Genomic DNA, 18,352 nt, shown 5'->3' with positions numbered 1-18,352 from the left:
GTCATTTGCCTGCCTCCGGTGTCGGGGCGGCGGGGAGTGGCATCCAGTGTGTGGCGCGATGAATAATTTTCCCAGTGCTATTGGAGCAGATGTGGCCGCTAGGAGTTTTATAACAGACGGATGATCCATGCCCTGTGATGTAGGTTAGAAAGGTTTGACTGCCATTACTTACAGGCGCACTCTTAATGTCTCTCCACTGCTCTCCCTGTGCTGGTTCGGCATGGGTAAGGGCGCGGATGGCGGCGGCTCCAAACTTCAATCCGCTCTCTTGCCCTTTCTCAAACGCCTTCCAATCCGCCAATCCAGCGCAGTCAGCGACGTGATAGGAAAGCACAGCATTCTCAACGACCTCTGCGCACTCTTCCCGCACCGCCGCCACGTCAACGGGCTTGGTTAAGGCTTCTATTTCACAAGCCATTTTATCAAGCCTGTCCCAAACATCATTATCCAGGATGCTTTGTTCTGGATCGTGACCATAGATAATCTGCTCAAGGTCAGTGCTTGTTTGGTTGATAATCAGATTTCGTGCTGTATTAGCGTGACGTTCCTCTTTCGTAGGCGCGTCAACGGGCTTGGTGACTACGCATGAGAGTATGCGGCGCTCAAAGTCAGCTTGTGCGGCGGCTTTGGCTTTCTGTTGGTCAGCAAAGTTCCTGCGCCCATCATCGTCTGCAATGGCTTTATTGTTTCTGCGTAATGACCACCCGCCATCATGTGCATGTTCGATACGGTAAACACCGACTTCCGTGAAAACCTCAGGAGTGCCGTAACTGGTTTCACTCCAATCCAGCTTCTTCACCTCTACAGCACAAGGCGCAGAGAGGTGAGGAAGGGCGGCAGCGAGGGAGGCTTTTATGTTTTCATCATAGCTGCGTTTTGGAGAATTCTCGTGGAACTCCTGCTTGAATGCCTGCACAGCCTCATCCGGTATAAACGCTGTGGTGTGAGTAGCTGACATTACATGCGCTCCTGTGGCTGCGCAGGCTCATAAAGTGAGCGGCGGTGCTGAACGATTTTGGTGAGTGGAGGCTTGGGAGATTTGCGACCGGAGAGGGCAGACTTTGGCCTTACCGCACCGCTGGACTTGTCACGCTGCCGGTCAGATTTTCTGACTTGTCGAATATCGTCTGCCGTCTTTTCAACATGACAGACACGGCAGAGCAGGCGGCCATTGGCCACTATTGCCTCGCCGCCGAGAGCGCAAGGCAGAATGTGATCCACTTCGCCTTCGCCGGTTTTGAGCATGGCGGAGCATTTTTCACATTTGCCGTTTGCACGGGCGATGATCTTTGCCTTGTCCTTGCGGGTGAACTCCATACGAGCCATCAGCGCCCCCAATCCAGAGAGCCATTGCGGTAAGGAATGCCGCGCTCAATGGCGACGATTACAGCTGTTGTTCTGAGCAATTCACGCTCAAGATGGCTGTATCGTTTCTTATCCTTCTTGGCTTTGGCTATAGTGGCCTTGAGAGTTTCAGCGGTGGCGCGAAGCTCTGGCAGTGGATCGTCGTGAAAACCGAGAAGCTTGCGCAGTTTTGAAATGAGGAACTGAATAATCATGCTGCCTCCATAAGGTAGCCTTGGCGGCGTGTGTCGGTGAGGGGAATGTTGTGATCTGCGCACCAAGCAAGCGCGTATTCGAGCAAGGATGCAGCGCGTTTAACCGACATACGGGCTGTGCTTTCGCGGATATTTACGAATTCACCTTCAAGCCCCGGCACAAATTCGACTTCGCCTTGCGTTGCTTTTGTGTGACCGGAAACGAGCAGAACTTTCCATTCTTCCGATTTTCGTGGTTTACCAGCCCATTCAAAACCAGACTTCGCAATGTCAGAACAAATTGAATGAAAGAAATCATTCTGCCCTCCGCTTCTGGTTGGTGGTGCGAATGTCGCTGTATGCCCGTCGGGCAGAGCCATAAGTGCTCGGATTGCATTCTGTCGAACCTGCGGATTTACGATGGTGTAACGCTGCTTTTCCATGGGGTGCCTCAGAACGGAATGTCATCATTGAGGTTATTGTCAAAACCACCGCCAAATCCGCCAAATTGCTGGCTGTAGGACTGTTCGGACTGGCGTGATTGGTTTTGCTCTTGGCCTTCGCCTCGACTGTCGAGCATCTGCAATTCGCCGCGGAACTTTTGCAGTACAATCTCGGTCGTGTAGCGGTCGTTGCCCTGTTGATCTTGCCAACGGCGGGTTTGCAGCTGGCCTTCGATATAAACCTTGGCGCCTTTTTTCAGGTACTGTTCTGCAACTTTGGCGAGGTTTTCATTGAAGATTACAACGCTGTGCCATTCGGTCTTATCCTTACGCTCACCGCTCTGACGGTCGCGCCAGCTTTCCGATGTTGCGATACGCAGGTTTGTAACCGGCTCATCGGATTGCAGGCGGCGGATTTCAGGATCAGAGCCGAGATTTCCGACAAGTATGACTTTATTGACTGAACCAGTCATTATCCTTGTTCTCCGAATGCCTGAGCGTAAGTTTCAAATTCATTGGCAAGTGCATCCATCCATGCGCGGGGCCAGCGCTCACCGGTTGCTCGGTTACGATAATGTTGTTTGATGGCTTCAAGCCGGACGAGTGACTGGCAATCAGCCATATCGGCGCGAACGTCTTTAATCAGGCGGCTCCATGCATCATCACCATTCTCGTCAGCACGTTTCAGCGCGGCGCTGGATTTGCTCGGTGCGGAGGGACGCTGATCGTGATTGACGATTTCACCGGTTGCTGATCCATCATCATCTTCGCCACCGACGCGGATATTGAGCAGGGCACAAGCCGCATAGCGCTTGCCATAGCTGACCGAGGAGCCAACCGCCTGCACAGCGTTCTTGCTGCCGCTTTTATCGGTTGGCAGCTTCAAGTCGGTGCTGTCATCGTGGCCTTCTTCATGGTGAAGAATGGCGGTAACGGTAATCGCGTCCTGCTCGACTTTGGTTTTGAATGACAGGGCAAAGCCATGCTTGGCAAGTACCGGCTGAATGCCGCCCTGAATATCTTCCCAAAGGCCATAAGCGCCGTTGTTGCTTTTGCCGTTCTTCTCAATAGCTGGCAGATCGGGCTGCATACGAGCAAAGGCCGCATTGAAGGCTGCTTTTGCATTGCGCTCGATAACGCGCTCCTGCATCTGCAAAAGACGCTCCATCTTGTCGATATCGACATTCGGGTTCATGGCAGCGCGTTCAATCACCTGAATGATGGCCGCGACTTCGTTCTGTTGAACCGGCTGGAGTTCTGTTGTTTGTTCAATAATTGCGGGTGCGGCGCTCATGAAAATGCTCCGATATAAGTGAGTAAAACAGCCACAAAGATTGACATTGAGGCGAGGGCGCAGAGGTCTTGAATAAAGCCAGTCATGCGGCTACTCTCAGGGTAGGCTCTGCATTTTTTTCAACACGACAACCAAGCTCGTGCGCGATCTTGCGCAGTTCTTCCATTGCGTTATCGCCGGAAACTTTCGCCATGATTGCATTGCCTGAATGTTCATAGGCATGAGCCATTGCGGCTTCTTGAGTGAGTGCAGCGGCCAGTAGGGAGATGCGGTAATGATTGACCATCACGCAGCCCTCGGGAATTGGACTTCTTCATCTTCAATGAGACGTGTCAGGAGGTCATCGTCGCGCTCTGCTTTGTCCGCGATCATATGAACGAGAAACTGCGATGCGCTCTCGCCTTTGGACAGGTTTTCACCGTCAACATAGACCGCGTTCACTTCAAGAACCGGATCGCCGTTATCCCAGATCAGGGATACATCGACTTCACATTCAAAATCCTGAAACAGTGTAATGCCGAGAGCTTTATCGCTCAGATCAGTGCAAAACGGGTATCGCATGTTTCTCTCCATCGGTTAGCGGATCGGCGGGTGCTTCTTCGCGCTGTTGATGGTAGCAAAATACCAACTTGGTATATTATGTCAATACCGATTTGGTATTTATTTTGGTATAAAATACCATTGAGAATTGACCCACGCCACGGCCATGCTAGAATCAGGGCAGCAAAAAGCCCGCACGTGGCGGGCTGGGAAGTCGTGATGTAGGGACAATCTATTCGTGCTATAATAGCTCCTTAAACAGAGAAGGAGGCACGACATGAAAATCAGAGACATGAATGCGGCTGAGATTTCAACAATGCTGGATGCTATTAATATTGGTTACCTTGCATGCGCTCTATCTAATGTCCCATATGTGGTTCCTCTCAGGTTTGTCCATAATGGCGGGTATCTTTATGCTTTGACCACGATAGGACGAAAGTTAGACATCATGCAGATAAACGATAATGTCTGCGTAAGCTTCACTGAAATAAAAGCGGTTAACGATTGGAAGAGTTTAGTAGTCGTGGGGAAATTTGAAGATATCCTAAAATCTATAGATGGGGATAGTCTTCATATGTTCGCACACAGGCTATTATCCCGAACACCTGAGTGGTGGGAGCCTGCATACACACGAACCGTTCTACGTGGAAAAGAGCGGCCACTGGTGCCTGTTTATTTTAGGGTTTCAATTTTGCAGGCAACAGGACATGCAACTGTAAATTAGGCATAGCACAAAGCCTCGGAGTTACCCGAGGCTTAGCGTTGTGGGGTAGGCGTTGTAGGCTACGCAGCTCAATCTAGCCATCTCACAGTGTCCCCCCTCTGAGCGCGAAAAGACGAGAGTGCGTAACCTAATTCAACTTTAGTATGATTATGACGGAGAGTCGAGAAATAATCACAAGCTCGTGATTTGGTCATATGATTGCTATCAGAAGCTGCCTTAGAAGATATCTTTAGAGCGAGCGCAACGCTTCAGAATAACGTCTCAAAAAAAGCCCCAGCAAAGGCTGAGGCTTGAGGGTGATACTCTTGGATAGAGCAAGGCAGTGAAATGGTAGTATATCAGATTGTGCTAGTCTAGCTAATATTCTATAGATTGAGCAAATGAACGGCGCGTTTTTAATTATCATTATCTGGCATGTTCAGTTGTGTTCTCAACATCTCTATCGCCATATCTGATACGCGCTTGAATTCTGGTTCAGGGCTTTGGTCAATCTCAAGCAGTGTTAGAGCTTCTTTATAAATTTCCTCAATTTCGGTGTCGTTAAATAGACCCTTGCGACGCAAGGCGGATACCAAGGCTCCAATTATAGCGGCCGATACAAGTTGGCTTGCTGTTACGCCATCTATGCGCAGTTCAGTCCTCATAGTCTCCTCCATCAAGGATATAATCCCCGGCATCATACGCTCATTTGTATGCGATGAAACCCCGCTCCATCACATCTAGTGCGTCCTTAACCATCCGTTAAAAATCTGTTCGTTTGCGTTAAATCGTTCTTGATATGTTCACTACATATGGTCAAGATAAAGCTGAATCAGTCGCTAGGAGTTTGCTTAATGGCTGAACTGTATGTGGTACAGAGTTTTAATCAGGCTAAAGGCTGCTACTCGCCGGATGCTCATATTAGTGCACTTGAGAGTTGTAATTTAAATCGATTTTTAACTAATAATTTACCATTATTGCCTCTAAAAATTTTAGTATAGTTATTAGGGCTTTCATCTAAGTCGTTGATTATAAATTTATATTATAATTCTAAATGCATAAGGTGTTTCTTGGGTGTCTTGTGTTGTATTTTTGCTATATTGAATAGATGTATTTTGACGTATTCTGAATTCACTTAAATAAACAGGGGTGAATTATGAAACGTATATTATTAGCTTCTACCGTTCTTTTTGCTGCAAGCTCAGCCTATGCTGCTGATGCAGTTGTGTATTCGGAGCCAGCGCCAGTTGTCGCTGACACCTTTTCATGGACTGGCGGATACATTGGTCTGAACGCCGGTTATGCTGGAGGAAAATTTAAGCACCCATTCGCTGCACAATATTACGACGCAGGCGATTGGTTTGATATCGTATCCGGCTCAGCAAAAATCACATCGAGCGGTTTTATTGGTGGTGTACAAGCCGGTTATAACTGGCAGTTTGACCAGACAGTTGTTGGTCTCGAAACAGACTTTCAGGCTTCTGGCCTGAAGGGCGAAGTTTCTGGCAGCCTTACCGATGGCTTTGACGTTATTGGAGCTGAACTGGGCACCAAAGTTAAATGGTTCGGTACAACTCGTGTTCGTCTTGGTTATCTGCCAACAGAACGCTTCATGATTTACGCAACTGGTGGTGTGGCTTACGGAAAAGTTGAAACCTACGGATCCGTTAATTTTGATGGTGACGTGATTGGTTTCTCCAATTCCAAATCGCGTGTAGGATACACTGTTGGTGCTGGCGCTGAATACGCTATCAACGATAACTGGACAGTAAAAAGCGAATACCTCTACACTGACCTAGGCAAAATGAAATTCAGCCTTGGTGACGAGGACGAACGCATAAACGTTACAACAAAATCGCCATTCCATACTGTTCGTATTGGTGTGAATTATAAGTTTTAATTTATACCCACTTATGAAGAAAGCCACCCACATCGGGTGGCTTTTTTTATGTCTATCTAAAGCATTGGTGGCAATTATTTCGTATTTAAAACTGAAATTCGTTCTTGCTATGTTCTAATTTTCTGGAATGATAGGCGTTTGTGGGAACGGAGATTCTGATGCTTTCACAGCGTAGCGTACCTGATGGAATTGCAGCAAACCCAACAGATGACGATGTACAAATTGCACAACGGCAAATTCAATCGGTCGAAGATCAAGCAGCAGCATTAACGCAGGCTATGCAGAGAATGCACGGCGGCGAATGGAGATACTTTATTGATCCAATTGCGAAGAATCTATTCGTAACTCAGTTTTCGCCTGCAGGCGCGGTGAGAAAGCGAAGATAAGATAGAGCCTGGGCTTTTTGCTGATCATTGAGGCGAGATACAATTGCCATGATGTCAGAGTCCAGATCATCACCCTTTGGAAAGAGTAGGGCTTCCGCTGTTGTGTTCAAGTGCGGGGCAAGACGCTCTGCCCATTGCTTGGTTAGAGTCCTATCGCCATCTTCAAGGCGCTTTATTTGCGGCTGAGATGTTCCTGCAAGGGCGCCTAACTCTTTTTGAGTAAGGCCTATTTTTTCGCGCAAGCGCTTCAATTGTGACATGCGGACATTGTACGGGAAATACAAACGGTCATCAAAAACCATATTGGTATTTTTCTCTTGATTATAGATACCAATTTGGTATTGTTGCTTCATGTTGAAGCTCAAACAGTATCTTGAAAAACATAAGATCACCCATGCCGCCTTTGCTGAAAAGGTAGGCGTTTCGCAGGCGACGGTTAATCGTTATGTGAGTGGTGACCGCTCCCCGTCAAAAAGAACAATCCTCAGGATTAAAGAAGCGACTAAAGGCTTCGTGAAAGAGCGGGATTGGTTCATACAAATGGATCGCGCAGCATGAGCCACGCGACCCCATCAATCAGTTTCATATCACCGGTTACTCCTCCCACCGGTGAGGCCGAGGCGGTTTTCCTCCCCCGTTTGATCGTCTCGGCCATTAATTCCCGTCCTTTGGCGGTGTATCTGCGCATGTCTGTTTTTATTCAGTATGCGCAGCGCAATCTTTCCCACTGGCTCCATGCACTCACTCTCTCACTGGTTTCATCCTTCGCAAGTTGGAACCTAAAGGAGAATTTAGTGCATGAGCTACCGAGAAACTCAGTCATTGGTGCACAAATTGATGAGTAGCGCACAGTTAGCGAGTTCATACGTGAACAAGATGATTGAACGTGAAAGCCGTGGTTGGGGCGATACCACGAATGCCATGAAGCGGCTTAATCGTCGTTATGGCCTGTCGTTCTGGACATTGAATAATCTGCGAATTGGCAGGTCAAAGACCGTGGATGCCGGATTATTCCGGCTGATCAAATCCGCTTATCTCGATGTTTGTGAACGACAAATCGCCAACCTCCAGCATGAATTAACACTAGAGAAAATGGGGACGCCCAATGCTCCTATGGAGGATTTTGAACGCGAGGCTGCGGAGCTTCTGGCGAAGGTTCGTGAAGCGAAGAAAGCAGCAGAATAACAGACATCTGTAAATCAATAAGAGGCGGCAGGAATGAAACAGGAAGTGAAAATACCTCATCATGCAAAACCAGTTCTTTCTCGCCTTCGTCAGGGGGGGGCACTTGTCCGGCAATCCTCTACGTCAGAGGAGGCAACGATGAAAGGTAATGGCTTCATCTACTTCACACACCCTGACGGCAAGAAAGTTGGGTTTTCGTCTGCGCTTTGGCTCATCGCTAATCACATGGTTTTGCCATCCGGTGACGACCTATTCGGCGGCACTCAAACCTATCGGGTGCCGCATGTCGGCCACTCTTAATCTGCGCACTATGCGCACAATTGCCGAGGGACAAGTCAATTCCCTCAAAGATTTCATATCGCTTCACCGGATCAAGAAAACGCGCGGTGAAGCTTGGTTCATTCAGCAGGAAGAGATTTTACAGCATCGCCGTCAGGTTGTGACGTTGATTGATGCCGAAATCTCCCGCCGCCAAGAGCGCGAAAGTGAGGCAGCATGAAGCCAGTACTTATGTCAGTCACAACAGATGAACTTATCCTCTGGCAGGCTTATGTCGATGCCAAGGCCAAGGCTGATAGCACAGGCGCATTTTTAGATGCGATTGAGGCTAAACGCTGCCTGAAAGCTTTCTACTGCTATGAATGCCCAATCATTCAGAAAAACTTGGGTGCGATATGACCATTGCACTCAACCAAGCTGATTTTGTTATTGAAATTGAACAAGAGGTTCTTGGTTCGCTGATGCTTGGTGGCTTTAGCCGTGTAGCATCTATGCTGGAAGCCAGACACTTCATTGAGCCTGTACACCAGCATATCTATCAGGCAATTGCTTCGGCACATGAGCGGTTTAATTCTGCTCGACCTGATATTCTGGTCAAGTTGTTACCTCAAGCTGTAACAGAAGCGCACGAACAGTCTACAGGGCAGGGTATATCGCATTATCTGGCTCGCCTTGCGACATCGTCAGTGCTTGGCTCTGCCAATATCGAGAAGAGTGCTAAACAGGTTATTGAGCAATCAGCACGGCTGGCGCTGGCGGATCAGGCCGAAAGCTTGAGTGCAGCTGCACGTGATCCGAACTCCAACCCCGCTGAGCTTGTTACTAAGGCTGGCGTGATCTTTGATGATATCGTTTCTGATTTACGCCGTGGCTCTAAACGTAAGTCTCAGGTGTCTGTATCTCACGCAGCATCAAACGCAATCATTGCAGCTGAAATAGCTATGGCGACCGGCACAGGTATTACCGGCCTGTCGTGGGGGCTATCGGATATCAATCATGTGACCGGCGGAATTCATAAGCGCGATCTGACGCTGATTGGTGCGCGTCCATCCATGGGTAAAACTTCCGTTGCAATGTCTGTTGCTTGCAAACTTGCCAAGCAGGGACATGGCGTTGGTTTTATTTCCCTCGAAATGGATGCTGAGAAGTTGGCGGCCAGAGCCGTGTCGGATCTGGCCTATGACGATAATATTCGCATTCCTTACCAGGATTTAGTCACAGGTCGATTGTCTCAGCCAGACCTTTACGCATTGAAGCGCGTTCAGAAAGAAATGGACGGCCTGCCGTTGCTCATTGAAGAGCAGTCCGGCCTTTCTATTTCGGATATCCGCGTCAAACTTGAAGTGATGCTGGAAGCCTCTGAAAAGGCTGGTCACGCTCTTGATTGCCTTATGATCGACCATCTGGGGTTGATCCGCGCCAGTAATCGCTATTCCGGCAACCGTACAAATGAAATTGCGGAAATGACCGGTGCACTCAAGTCTATGGCGCGTGAGTACGATATTTCTGTTGTGCTTCTTTCACAGCTTAATCGTGCTGTGGAGCAACAAGCCGACAAACGCCCTCAGCTGTCTGCTCTGCGTGATAGCGGAGCCATCGAGCAAGATGCCGACACAATCATCTTTCTTTACCGCGAGGCTTACTACCTTGAGCGTGAAAAGCACGATGATATGGATAAGGAAATTGCCCGTCAGGACAGGCTGGCAGAAGTCAAAAACAAGCTTGAATTCCACATTGCAAAGCAGCGCAACGGACCGGTCACACAGGTTGATCTGTTCATTGATGTCGCTTGTTCTGCTGTCAGAAACGCAGCGAGGTATGAAGCATGAATGGCCTCCCATATTACAAGGCATATCCACGTGACTTTATCGAGGGCACCATAGGAATGGACTTCGAAACGAAGGCTGCTTATCGGCTCGTCCTTGATCTCATTTACATGCAGGGCGGCAACCTCCCTGATGATGCACGTTACATTTCCGGTCTGCTTGGATGCACGGTTCGGAAGTGGAATTCATTGCGCGGATCGCTTGTTGCTATGGGCAAAATTATCGTGAGCGGCGAGTTTCTGACAAATGAACGAGCAATTATCGAGCTCGAAACTCTGAGAAAACTTCAAGATAAACAGGCTGAAAATCGTTCTCGTCCTAATAAAATCAAAGGCTTAAAATCACCACCGTTTGACCAATCAGAACCAGAACCAAAAGAAGCTAAAGCTTCTAACGCGCATGTGCGCGAGGCTGCTGCTGATCTTCCTCAAAAGCAAAATCTTGACCTCAGGGATTTAACGAAAAAGCTGACGGAAGCGGTGGACGGTAAAATCCAACCGCACGGTTCACTGGTTGTCGGAACTATCTTGGAGCTGATCAACAATGGCGTTGATCTGGAAGCGGATATTCTACCGACAATCCGCGCTGTTGCGTCCCGAATGTCTAAACCAGCCAATTCATGGGCATATTTCGTCGGTGCGATCCGTGATGCTTACAACAACCGTATCAAAGCCGGTGAAGGGTTGGCGAAGCCTGCGACCGTGACAAAGATTGATGTTTTCGCGCTGCCGCAGGCTGAACAGGAGCGCAAACTCGAGTTTTTCCTTGAGCAAGCAAGGCTGCATCGCCGCTGGAACCCTCTGCTTGGCGCTCTGCCATGGCAGGATGGTTGCCGCATTCCTGAGCATCTTCTCAAGCCGAACGATGGCAAGGGCTGGCAGATCATCGGAGTGGCGGCATGACGGCACTCGATATGTTCCGCATGGGGAAAGATACGTTGGAAATCGCGGCAGCTATGGGCAGGCCAGAGGCTGAAATTGAACAACTGATCCACCTTGAGCGAACCGCGCAGATCAATAATTTCAAACGCATGAGGCAGGCAGGGAAATGAAAACAGAAGTGGACTTTGGATGCCGTGGTTCCAGTGTTGAAGACGTGAGTATCTATCGCGGGATGAACCCTAAATTTGTTCAGCGGGTATGGAAAAAGCGTCGATCTAAACAGCGTGAACATAAAACGCAGACGCATAACAGCACCATCCCTGACGTTTTAATATCAGCTGCGTTACTTGTTTCCATGCAGTTCGAGACATTTGAGGAATTGCGGATGATGGCCGCTGATCTGTTCAATGTCCCAAAGGAAACTTTGGATGAGAAAAACAGAACTGTTCGTGTTGTTCGAGCTAAACATGCTGCCATTTGTGCAGCAAAAATCCATTGGCCAGACATTTCGCTATCTGCCCTTGGGCGAGAGTTTTTCGTGGATCACACAAGTGCGCTCCACGCGCTGCGGAAATACGGAATTTATACCAGTCAATCACAAACGAAATCAGCAGCATAAGGATTAAGCCATGAGTGACGATATTACCGGTGATAGCGCCCAGACCATTGCAGTTGGCCAGCTTCGTGCCTTTATCGAGCGCATTGAACGATTGGAAGAAGAAAAGAGCACGATCAGTGAGGACATCAAGGAAGTGTTCGCGGAGCTCAAAGGCTCAGGCTTTGACACCAAGGCTGTTCGCGCAATCATCCGGGCTCGTAAGAAGGAAGCGCATGAGCGTCAGGAAGAAGAAGCGATGATCCAGCTTTATATGGACGCATTGGGAATGAGTTAACGCTGCAGACGTGTGCAGTCATTCTCTTTCGTACGGCTCTTCGTAAATCCAGGGCGCTGAGTTTAGAGGTGCATAACTATGTAGCCAATTGAGAGTTTCAGCATATCGTTCAGCCTCGACCTCAATTAATGCACCATACTTGACGCCACCAACAAAAGCCTCCTCACCAGTCAGGAAATCCATGACGATCCAGTCGTCACCTGACAAATGCCACTTCATAAAACGCTGCGTACGCACTCGTTTACCCCTCAGATGATGTGGCAATGAGTTTCAATATTAGCAGTAGTTTATAGAGTTACAATAGATATTCAGCGCAGGGAAATACATATGGCGGCACCATCAAAAGAACAGCGAAAAGCAATCTCTCGCGGCGAGGTGGGAACCCTCAAATCCGATATTCGGGTGCATCGCGTTCCGAACCCGTTTTATTCACCGGATCATTCGGGCGAGAGCTGGAACCCGCCGAAGATCAAAGCCTATGTGAATATCAAGGAGAGTGCGGTTGGCACACTCTATTCACGCGGCCATATCAATGATGCACAATGGGCGGCTGCCGGTCGGTTTCGTCAATATTGGGAGCGGTCAGGTGCTAAAGGCACAATTGCCATAGACTATGGCCGTGAGCAAGTGGACGGCGGCAAGGGCATTGACCCATTACCGGACAGCATGATTGATGCGGTACAGAGGTTGAATGAATGCAAGCCTGTGCTTGGCCGCAAAGCCTTTGACCTGATGATCAAGGTCGTCGGGCAGGGCATGGAGATAAAGGATATGGCAGAGAGCCAGCGCGACAGGAAGACAATCGGCGATTACATCAAAGATGGTCTGGACGAGCTGGCTGTGCATTGGGGGTATAAAACACAATAGGCTGTTGCCCGTGTACGCGGAATATACTATATTTTGTATTGTGGTGATTTGCGTTTAACGCGAAATCCGATTTGAGAGGCAGCTTAAAGGCTGCCTTTTTTATTGGCGACTACGCACTCAAACCGTAGCTATCTGTGGCCCCCCAGCAAGACAGTAGATGAGCGCGTAGTCGAGAGCATCTCTTATTACTTTTGATTATTAAGTCCAGCTAATTTATTTAGCACATATCTTCCCCGCCCAACCCGCATGTAGAGTGCAGACTCCTCTTTACAATTTTCAGCACAATTCGCTGCGAGATAGGAATAATAACGAGGGAAACCCCAACCTGGGCATATTCGGCGCACGTCATGTGCTGAGAATGGTTCCTCCAGTGTACGATCGACCACCACCGCATCAACAATAAGTTTGTGAATCTTGTCCCTCATAGATCACCCCCATGTTACTGACTGTAAGATTAGGTGACGATCTTAAGATAAGCAACTACTGTTAGATGGTTTAGCTAATCCGCCTTCGCCTAAAGGTAGAGCAGCGCACTTTGAATGCGCCGGTCGTGGTTCGATCCCATGAGGCGGAACCAGATTTTATGATATTCAGTGGTCGTTTTTGCTATTCAATTAAATAAACAATTGAAAAAATTGCGTTTAATATAATTAATGCTGTGGTTATATATATTGATTTTGTTGTTATTGAGCTGCTGCGCTGCAATGATCTTTGGCATTCATCTTCTATAGGATGTGGAGTTGAATGATTTGTTTGATTTTCATTATTTGAATGATGCATAATCAACCTTCCAAAGTAATAAAAATTACCCCGTGAATTTATATATTACTAATATAACCTTCTTAAGTAAATATGTATGAAATTCTTGGTGCCCCGCTTAGTGCGGGGTTTTTTATTGTCCAAACTTGGAGAGTGTGAATGACCTTTCTCGAATTCACCTTTCAATCATTCTGGCACTTTAGCGGCATGCTAATTCACATGTGGACGGCACTCGCTGGCATTGCATGGATTGCAGCCGCAGCAAGGGGTAAGTGATGGCAGTTAAATACACGCGTAACAATCGTGACATCGAAGTCGGATTTTCAGGGTGGCATGCCACGTTGATGATCTGCGTTGTATTCATCCTCGGTATTGCTTTTGGCTGGAGCCTATAAGGTGAACGCATGAGCATCCCACCAGATCGCGTTAAACAGATAGCTGATAAGGCAGAGGCAAGAGCCGGGCAGCAAGCAAAGATTGGCCGCCCCTCCGATTATACTGAAGCAATGGCAAGCCATATCTGTGCTGAGATGTCAGCAGGTCGTTCGTTACGCTCAATCTGCGAAGATACCGACATGCCAGATCGGGTTACTGTGTTCCGTTGGCTTGCCCGCCATAAGGAGTTTCGCAACCAATACGCGCGAGCACAAGAAGATCGCGCCTCTGCAATGGCTGAGGATATTCTTGATATCGCTGATGATGAAGAATGCCCTGACGTTCAGAAAGCCAAACTCCGCATCGATACGCGCAAATGGCTTATGTCAAAGATGGCACCTAAGCGATACGGGGATAAGCAACAGATGCAGTTAACCGGCGCAGAAGGGGAGGATGGCACTCCTACCGCTATCCAAGTGACAATTGTCGATCCTAAACGTTGATGTATCCCGTGCGCTGGCACCATTGCTGCAGCCTTCACGCTACAAAGCAGCCAGAGGTGGGCGCGGCGGTGCTAAGTCTCACTTCTATGCTGAGCGTATTATTTTAAGGTGCTTTGAAAGAAAGACGCGTGTTGCTTGTATCCGTGAGGTGCAGGCCACTATGAAGGATTCTGTCAGAGAGCTTTTAATCCAGAAGATACAAAAATTCAGGCTGGGTAAACATTTTGAAGTTCTGGAGACTGAAATACGGGGGCCGCATGGCTCCCTTATCGTTTTCAAGGGCATGCAGTCCTACAATGCGGAAAACATCAAATCTCTGGAAGATTTTGATATCGCATGGGTAGAGGAGGCGCAGACCTTCTCAGAGAAATCATTGCGCTTGCTTCGCCCGACAATCCGTAAGGAAGGTTCGGAGATATGGTTCTCTTGGAATACCCGTTATGAGACCGACGCGGTTGATAAGTTTTTCTTTGGTGGCAACCGTCCTGATAATGCCATTGTCATTGAAGTGAACTGGTATGATAACCCGTGGCTCCCGCAGGTATTGCTTGAAGAAAAAGACCTTGATTATGCATCAGACCCTGAAATGGCTGAGCATGTTTGGGGTGGTGGCTATGAGCGCATAAGTGCAGGGGCATATTTTGCAAAGCACATAGTGGCTTTGGAACGTGACGGGAGAGTGGGATATTTCCCGCATATCCCTACGCTGCCTGTCTATACCTCATGGGATTTGGGCGTTGATGATTATACATCGATCTGGTTTTTCCAGATCCGATACATCGATGAAATGCCCCGTGTGAGGGTAATCGATTTTTATGAATCGTCTGACATTGGTGCGGATGCGATTATTCCCTCCGCAATGCCTGAATATACCGGTGATTTGCAGTGTCGCATTGAAGCAATGCTGGAGCTGGATCGTGAAAAGCCGTTCCAATATCAGCAGCATTTCTTTCCCCACGATATTGGCAATCGTGAATGGGGTGCCGGTGCGAAATCCCGTATCCAGATCGTAAACAGCCTTGGGATACCATTGCGACAGATCAGGCGCGGGGTTGCCCAGAACCCAGAGGAACGCATCAGCGCCGTTCGTGCGTTGCTTCCTATGTGTGAGTTCCACATGTCTAAGCGGGTTATGCTCGGCCTTACTCACCTTCGCAGATACGCAAAGAAGGTGAACGAAAAGCTCGGGATTTATCTCGGCCCCAACCACAATGAACACAGCCATGCGGCTGAGGCTTTTGGTGAGTTTGCCGCAAACTGCGGAATTAAGCCTCCAGAGCCTAAAGTAGAGAAGCCAAAGCAAATCGAACCGAGCGCAACACAGTGGCAAATTCCGCCGGTCACTGAGGCCAGATCAGACCGGATCAGGATTTAAGGATTACCGATGATTGACGAGTCCGAACTGCGCCCTGATGGGGCGGCAGACGATGAAGCATTGCCGGATGCAGAAGATGCGACTGCGTGGCTGCAAGTTATCACTCAGGCTGAAAAGGTCTTTGAACCCTATCAGGATAAAGCTGATAAAATTGACGAGCTTTATGGCGACCTAGAGAAGCTGGGCAATGTCAAGCGTGACCGAGATTTTCAGTTGTTCTGGGCGAATATTCAGGTGCTTGCACCGTCGATTTATGCGCGGCCTCCTGTTCCGGTCGTTGTACCAAAATTTTCGGATAATAAACCGGTACTGGATACAGCTTCAGAAGTGCTTGAACGCTGTACAGTCGTAACCTTTGACCTTTCGGCCATTAACGAGGTTATGCTTGAGCTGCGCGATGATCTGGCCATTCTTGCCCGTGGTGCACCGTGGGTGCGCTATGAAAACAAGGATGGGAAAGAAAAGGTCTGCGTTGAGCATAAAGACCGAAAGGACTTCCTCCATGAGCCTGCGCGTAAATGGTCAGATGTTGGTTGGGTTGCCGGTCGTGCTTGGTTGACCAAGGATGAAATGAAAGCCCGCTTTACGAAAACAAGCGGCGATGCATATCTGAACGCTGAATACACCATCCACAAGGAAGACAAGGAAAACGGTGCAGATGATGGCCTGAAAAAAGCTGGTGTATGGGAAATCTGGTCAAAGACCGAGAATAAGGTGATCTGGGTTGCATCGGGCGTTGATGTGGTGCTCGACGTTGATAAGCCTCATTTGAACCTTGAGGGCTTCTTTCCATGTCCGAAGCCTGCTTACGGCACGCGCCGTCGCAGGTCGCTTATTCCTATTCCTGATATGGTCTATTACAAAGATCAGCTTGAGGAAATTGCGGAGCTTACCCGCCGTATTCATTCATTGTCTGAAGCTATTCAGGTAAAAGGTTTTTATCCTTCTGCTGGTGAGCAGGGCGATGCGGTTGAGACAGCTCTCAAGCTGAACGATGATCGCAAGATCATGGTGCCAATTTCTGATTGGGCGGCCTTTGGTGGGGGCAATGGCGCACCAATCATTTGGTTGCCGGTCGATATGATTGTCACGACGATTACTACGCTTGTGGCTCTTCGCAAACAGATCATTGATGATGTTTATCAGATCATGGGTCTGTCTGACATTATGCGTGGCTCGACAGAGGCCAGCGAGACAGCAGCAGCACAGAATCTCAAAGCACAGTATGGCTCGGTTCGCATCCGTGACAAGCAACAGGAGCTTGTTCGGGTAGCGCGTGATGTTGCACGAATTGCGGCTGAAATTATCGCTGAGAACTTTTCTCAAAAGACCATTAAGGAAATGTGCCAGATGGAGCTGCCGACTGATGCAGCGATGAAAGCCAAAATCAAAGATGTTGAGGTAAATGCTAAAAAGCAGCTTGAGGCTAAATCTGAGGAGCTTGCGCAGCAGGCGCAGAGCAATCCTGAAATGCTCCAGCAGGCACAGCAAAACCCTGAACAGGCTCAGGCGATGCTTGCTGAGGCTCAGCAGCAGATTATGCAACAAGCACAGCAGGAAATTGCAAAGCTTTCCGCGATAGTCACGATAGAGCAAGTAATGGCGGTGCTGCGTGATCAGCGCATTCGGCCATTCACGCTTGATATTGAAACTGACAGCACCATTCAGCCGGACGAGCAGGCCGAAAAAGAAGCGCGCAACGAGTTTATGGGCGTGTTCACTCAGAGCGTTGCAGCTCTTGGCCAGCTGGTCAGTACCGCGCCGGAGGCTGCACCTTTGGCAGGTGCAATGCTCAAATTCGTATTGGCTCCGTATCGTGCAGGCCGTGAGCTTAATGGTCAGGTTGATACCTTTGTTGAGGCTTTGACGTCCAAAGCTGGACAGCCGCAACCAAACCCGCAAGCCGAGGCTGCAAAGCAACAATTGGAAATGGAACAAAAGCGCCTTGATGGAGAGCTTGAGCTGAAACGTGCAGAAATGCAGATGCGCGGACAGGAAGCCATGATGAAAGCTCAGGCTGACCAGCAGAGGCAGCAAGGCGAGATGGCTTTGAAAGGTCAGGAGGCTGAGAATAAGCGCTCCGAGACCGAGCAGCGCATGCAGCTTGCTAATCAACAGGCGCAACGAGACGCGCAGAAACATGAGCAGGATATGCAAAGAACGGCTTTAGAAATGGATCGCATCCAGCTTGATATGGCTGCAAAAACCAATGAAGCCGCACTTCGAGAGCAGGAGCGTGTCAATGCTCTTAACCAGCCAACAGTTCCAGCTGATGGAGGTGGTATATGAGCAATTTAATAGAGGTTGATCTTGGGAACGGCCGCAAGGTCTATCGTTTCCAGAAGCCTGTTCTGGGTGTTGCGCGTTCCGACCTTCCTGTTCCGATGGTAATCCGCGATGAGATGCCGGATACCGAGCATCCGTGCACCGGCCAGTCATACAGCTCAAAATCAGCTTTCCGTGCGGTCACAAAGGCGCATGGATGCATTGAAGTCGGGAACGACAGCAGCCGGTTTAAAACACCGGAAAAGCCAAAGATTGATCGTAAAGAGATCAGGGCATCGCTTGAAAAAGCAAGAGCGAAAATGAACGCTTAACAACCTCT

Annotated in this window: 29 protein-coding genes and 1 tRNA gene; 19 read left to right on the top strand and 11 right to left on the bottom strand. The window is 48.8% G+C overall.

Annotated features, from left to right (window positions below; translation table 11 throughout):
• Position 1: 1 nt before the first annotated feature.
• From JNC80_RS17660 to JNC80_RS17625, 8 genes are all read right to left on the bottom strand, one after another.
• Positions 2 to 958: a DUF551 domain-containing protein gene (locus JNC80_RS17660; protein WP_376711093.1), complete on the bottom strand. Its 957-nt coding sequence runs from the start codon at positions 956 to 958 to the stop codon at positions 2 to 4.
• The gene (locus JNC80_RS17655; RefSeq protein ID WP_376711092.1) at positions 958 to 1,326 is read right to left on the bottom strand and encodes an HNH endonuclease; all 369 of its coding nucleotides are present in this window, start codon (positions 1,324 to 1,326) and stop codon (positions 958 to 960) included. The genes JNC80_RS17660 and JNC80_RS17655 overlap by 1 nt, the downstream gene beginning before the upstream one ends.
• A complete protein-coding gene (locus JNC80_RS17650; protein ID WP_376711091.1) occupies positions 1,326 to 1,559 on the bottom strand; it encodes a hypothetical protein in 234 nt (77 codons plus the stop codon). Before JNC80_RS17650 ends, JNC80_RS17655 begins: the two co-directional genes overlap by 1 nt.
• Positions 1,556 to 1,981, bottom strand: a complete 426-nt coding sequence (locus JNC80_RS17645) for a recombination protein NinB (protein ID WP_376711090.1) — start codon at positions 1,979 to 1,981, stop codon at positions 1,556 to 1,558. The genes JNC80_RS17650 and JNC80_RS17645 overlap by 4 nt, the downstream gene beginning before the upstream one ends.
• 8 nt (positions 1,982 to 1,989) lie before the next feature.
• The gene (gene ssb, locus JNC80_RS17640; RefSeq protein ID WP_376711089.1) at positions 1,990 to 2,454 is read right to left on the bottom strand and encodes a single-stranded DNA-binding protein; all 465 of its coding nucleotides are present in this window, start codon (positions 2,452 to 2,454) and stop codon (positions 1,990 to 1,992) included.
• Complete coding sequence (locus tag JNC80_RS17635; RefSeq protein ID WP_376711088.1) at positions 2,454 to 3,275, bottom strand: ERF family protein; 822 nt, start codon at positions 3,273 to 3,275, stop codon at positions 2,454 to 2,456. Before JNC80_RS17635 ends, ssb begins: the two co-directional genes overlap by 1 nt.
• 82 nt (positions 3,276 to 3,357) lie before the next feature.
• Positions 3,358 to 3,561: a hypothetical protein gene (locus tag JNC80_RS17630; protein ID WP_376711087.1), complete on the bottom strand. Its 204-nt coding sequence runs from the start codon at positions 3,559 to 3,561 to the stop codon at positions 3,358 to 3,360.
• The gene (locus JNC80_RS17625) at positions 3,561 to 3,836 is read right to left on the bottom strand and encodes a hypothetical protein (RefSeq protein WP_376711086.1); all 276 of its coding nucleotides are present in this window, start codon (positions 3,834 to 3,836) and stop codon (positions 3,561 to 3,563) included. The genes JNC80_RS17630 and JNC80_RS17625 overlap by 1 nt, the downstream gene beginning before the upstream one ends.
• A gap of 256 nt (positions 3,837 to 4,092) precedes the next feature.
• Here JNC80_RS17625 and JNC80_RS17620 point away from each other — a divergent pair, with 256 nt between their 5' ends.
• Complete coding sequence (locus tag JNC80_RS17620; RefSeq protein ID WP_376711085.1) at positions 4,093 to 4,539, top strand: pyridoxamine 5'-phosphate oxidase family protein; 447 nt, start codon at positions 4,093 to 4,095, stop codon at positions 4,537 to 4,539.
• A gap of 395 nt (positions 4,540 to 4,934) precedes the next feature.
• Here JNC80_RS17620 and JNC80_RS17615 read toward each other — a convergent pair whose 3' ends face one another.
• Complete coding sequence (locus JNC80_RS17615) at positions 4,935 to 5,183, bottom strand: hypothetical protein (protein WP_376711084.1); 249 nt, start codon at positions 5,181 to 5,183, stop codon at positions 4,935 to 4,937.
• A gap of 491 nt (positions 5,184 to 5,674) precedes the next feature.
• Between JNC80_RS17615 and JNC80_RS17610 the strand changes: the two genes are divergently transcribed.
• Positions 5,675 to 6,418, top strand: a complete 744-nt coding sequence (locus JNC80_RS17610; RefSeq protein ID WP_213597337.1) for an outer membrane protein — start codon at positions 5,675 to 5,677, stop codon at positions 6,416 to 6,418.
• Between the two features lie 158 nt (positions 6,419 to 6,576).
• Positions 6,577 to 6,804, top strand: coding sequence for a hypothetical protein (locus JNC80_RS17605; protein ID WP_376711083.1), 228 nt, complete (start codon positions 6,577 to 6,579; stop codon positions 6,802 to 6,804).
• On the opposite strand, the gene JNC80_RS17600 is transcribed toward JNC80_RS17605, so the two are convergent.
• On the bottom strand, positions 6,765 to 7,157 hold the full coding sequence (locus tag JNC80_RS17600; RefSeq protein ID WP_238481583.1) for a helix-turn-helix domain-containing protein: 393 nt from the start codon (positions 7,155 to 7,157) through the stop codon (positions 6,765 to 6,767). The two genes, JNC80_RS17605 and JNC80_RS17600, sit on opposite strands and share 40 nt — an antisense overlap.
• Here JNC80_RS17600 and JNC80_RS17595 point away from each other — a divergent pair.
• The 10 genes from JNC80_RS17595 (at position 7,156) to JNC80_RS17550 (ending at position 11,868) form a co-directional block, all read left to right on the top strand.
• On the top strand, positions 7,156 to 7,362 hold the full coding sequence (locus tag JNC80_RS17595; RefSeq protein WP_213597341.1) for a helix-turn-helix domain-containing protein: 207 nt from the start codon (positions 7,156 to 7,158) through the stop codon (positions 7,360 to 7,362). The two genes, JNC80_RS17600 and JNC80_RS17595, sit on opposite strands and share 2 nt — an antisense overlap.
• Positions 7,363 to 7,602: 240 nt before the next feature.
• Positions 7,603 to 7,989 carry a hypothetical protein gene (locus JNC80_RS17590; RefSeq protein ID WP_075654682.1) on the top strand — a complete coding sequence of 129 codons (387 nt, stop codon included), beginning with the start codon at positions 7,603 to 7,605 and terminating at the stop codon, positions 7,987 to 7,989.
• 33 nt (positions 7,990 to 8,022) lie between these two features.
• Positions 8,023 to 8,289 carry a hypothetical protein gene (locus tag JNC80_RS17585; protein WP_376711082.1) on the top strand — a complete coding sequence of 89 codons (267 nt, stop codon included), beginning with the start codon at positions 8,023 to 8,025 and terminating at the stop codon, positions 8,287 to 8,289.
• Positions 8,273 to 8,488 (top strand): hypothetical protein, encoded by a 216-nt coding sequence (locus JNC80_RS17580; protein ID WP_075654684.1) that lies wholly within the window; start codon positions 8,273 to 8,275, stop codon positions 8,486 to 8,488. Before JNC80_RS17585 ends, JNC80_RS17580 begins: the two co-directional genes overlap by 17 nt.
• The gene (locus tag JNC80_RS17575; protein WP_139316334.1) at positions 8,485 to 8,667 is read left to right on the top strand and encodes a hypothetical protein; all 183 of its coding nucleotides are present in this window, start codon (positions 8,485 to 8,487) and stop codon (positions 8,665 to 8,667) included. The genes JNC80_RS17580 and JNC80_RS17575 overlap by 4 nt, the downstream gene beginning before the upstream one ends.
• The gene (locus JNC80_RS17570; protein WP_376711081.1) at positions 8,664 to 10,097 is read left to right on the top strand and encodes a replicative DNA helicase; all 1,434 of its coding nucleotides are present in this window, start codon (positions 8,664 to 8,666) and stop codon (positions 10,095 to 10,097) included. The genes JNC80_RS17575 and JNC80_RS17570 overlap by 4 nt, the downstream gene beginning before the upstream one ends.
• The gene (locus JNC80_RS17565) at positions 10,094 to 10,996 is read left to right on the top strand and encodes a DUF1376 domain-containing protein (protein WP_376711080.1); all 903 of its coding nucleotides are present in this window, start codon (positions 10,094 to 10,096) and stop codon (positions 10,994 to 10,996) included. Before JNC80_RS17570 ends, JNC80_RS17565 begins: the two co-directional genes overlap by 4 nt.
• Complete coding sequence (locus JNC80_RS17560) at positions 10,993 to 11,145, top strand: hypothetical protein (RefSeq protein WP_175576070.1); 153 nt, start codon at positions 10,993 to 10,995, stop codon at positions 11,143 to 11,145. The genes JNC80_RS17565 and JNC80_RS17560 overlap by 4 nt, the downstream gene beginning before the upstream one ends.
• Positions 11,142 to 11,594, top strand: a complete 453-nt coding sequence (locus JNC80_RS17555; protein ID WP_376711079.1) for a helix-turn-helix domain-containing protein — start codon at positions 11,142 to 11,144, stop codon at positions 11,592 to 11,594. Before JNC80_RS17560 ends, JNC80_RS17555 begins: the two co-directional genes overlap by 4 nt.
• Before the next feature lie 10 nt (positions 11,595 to 11,604).
• Positions 11,605 to 11,868, top strand: coding sequence for a DUF2312 domain-containing protein (locus tag JNC80_RS17550; RefSeq protein ID WP_075656917.1), 264 nt, complete (start codon positions 11,605 to 11,607; stop codon positions 11,866 to 11,868).
• Between the two features lie 18 nt (positions 11,869 to 11,886).
• Here the strand turns inward: JNC80_RS17550 and JNC80_RS17545 are convergent, their stop codons facing one another.
• Positions 11,887 to 12,105 carry a hypothetical protein gene (locus tag JNC80_RS17545; protein WP_376711078.1) on the bottom strand — a complete coding sequence of 73 codons (219 nt, stop codon included), beginning with the start codon at positions 12,103 to 12,105 and terminating at the stop codon, positions 11,887 to 11,889.
• A 90-nt stretch (positions 12,106 to 12,195) separates the two neighbouring features.
• Between JNC80_RS17545 and JNC80_RS17540 the strand changes: the two genes are divergently transcribed.
• The 6 genes from JNC80_RS17540 to JNC80_RS17515 all read left to right on the top strand — a co-directional run bounded on the left by JNC80_RS17540 (position 12,196) and on the right by JNC80_RS17515 (position 18,344).
• A complete protein-coding gene (locus JNC80_RS17540; RefSeq protein WP_022710417.1) occupies positions 12,196 to 12,735 on the top strand; it encodes a hypothetical protein in 540 nt (179 codons plus the stop codon).
• A gap of 503 nt (positions 12,736 to 13,238) precedes the next feature.
• Positions 13,239 to 13,312 (top strand) — tRNA-Gln (locus tag JNC80_RS17535).
• A 586-nt stretch (positions 13,313 to 13,898) separates the two neighbouring features.
• Positions 13,899 to 14,372, top strand: a complete 474-nt coding sequence (locus JNC80_RS17530; protein WP_376711077.1) for a terminase small subunit-like protein — start codon at positions 13,899 to 13,901, stop codon at positions 14,370 to 14,372.
• The gene (locus tag JNC80_RS17525) at positions 14,353 to 15,747 is read left to right on the top strand and encodes a PBSX family phage terminase large subunit (protein WP_376711076.1); all 1,395 of its coding nucleotides are present in this window, start codon (positions 14,353 to 14,355) and stop codon (positions 15,745 to 15,747) included. Before JNC80_RS17530 ends, JNC80_RS17525 begins: the two co-directional genes overlap by 20 nt.
• A gap of 9 nt (positions 15,748 to 15,756) precedes the next feature.
• Positions 15,757 to 18,036 carry a hypothetical protein gene (locus tag JNC80_RS17520; RefSeq protein WP_376711075.1) on the top strand — a complete coding sequence of 760 codons (2,280 nt, stop codon included), beginning with the start codon at positions 15,757 to 15,759 and terminating at the stop codon, positions 18,034 to 18,036.
• Positions 18,033 to 18,344, top strand: a complete 312-nt coding sequence (locus tag JNC80_RS17515; protein WP_376711074.1) for a hypothetical protein — start codon at positions 18,033 to 18,035, stop codon at positions 18,342 to 18,344. Before JNC80_RS17520 ends, JNC80_RS17515 begins: the two co-directional genes overlap by 4 nt.
• Positions 18,345 to 18,352: the final 8 nt, after the last annotated feature.

It is taken from the genome of Pseudochrobactrum lubricantis (genome assembly GCF_041929865.1).
Classification (GTDB): Bacteria; Pseudomonadota; Alphaproteobacteria; order Rhizobiales; family Rhizobiaceae; genus Pseudochrobactrum; species Pseudochrobactrum saccharolyticum.
The sequence above is the reverse complement of the archived record's forward strand: the minus strand, read 5'-3'. Positions and strand labels throughout refer to the sequence as shown.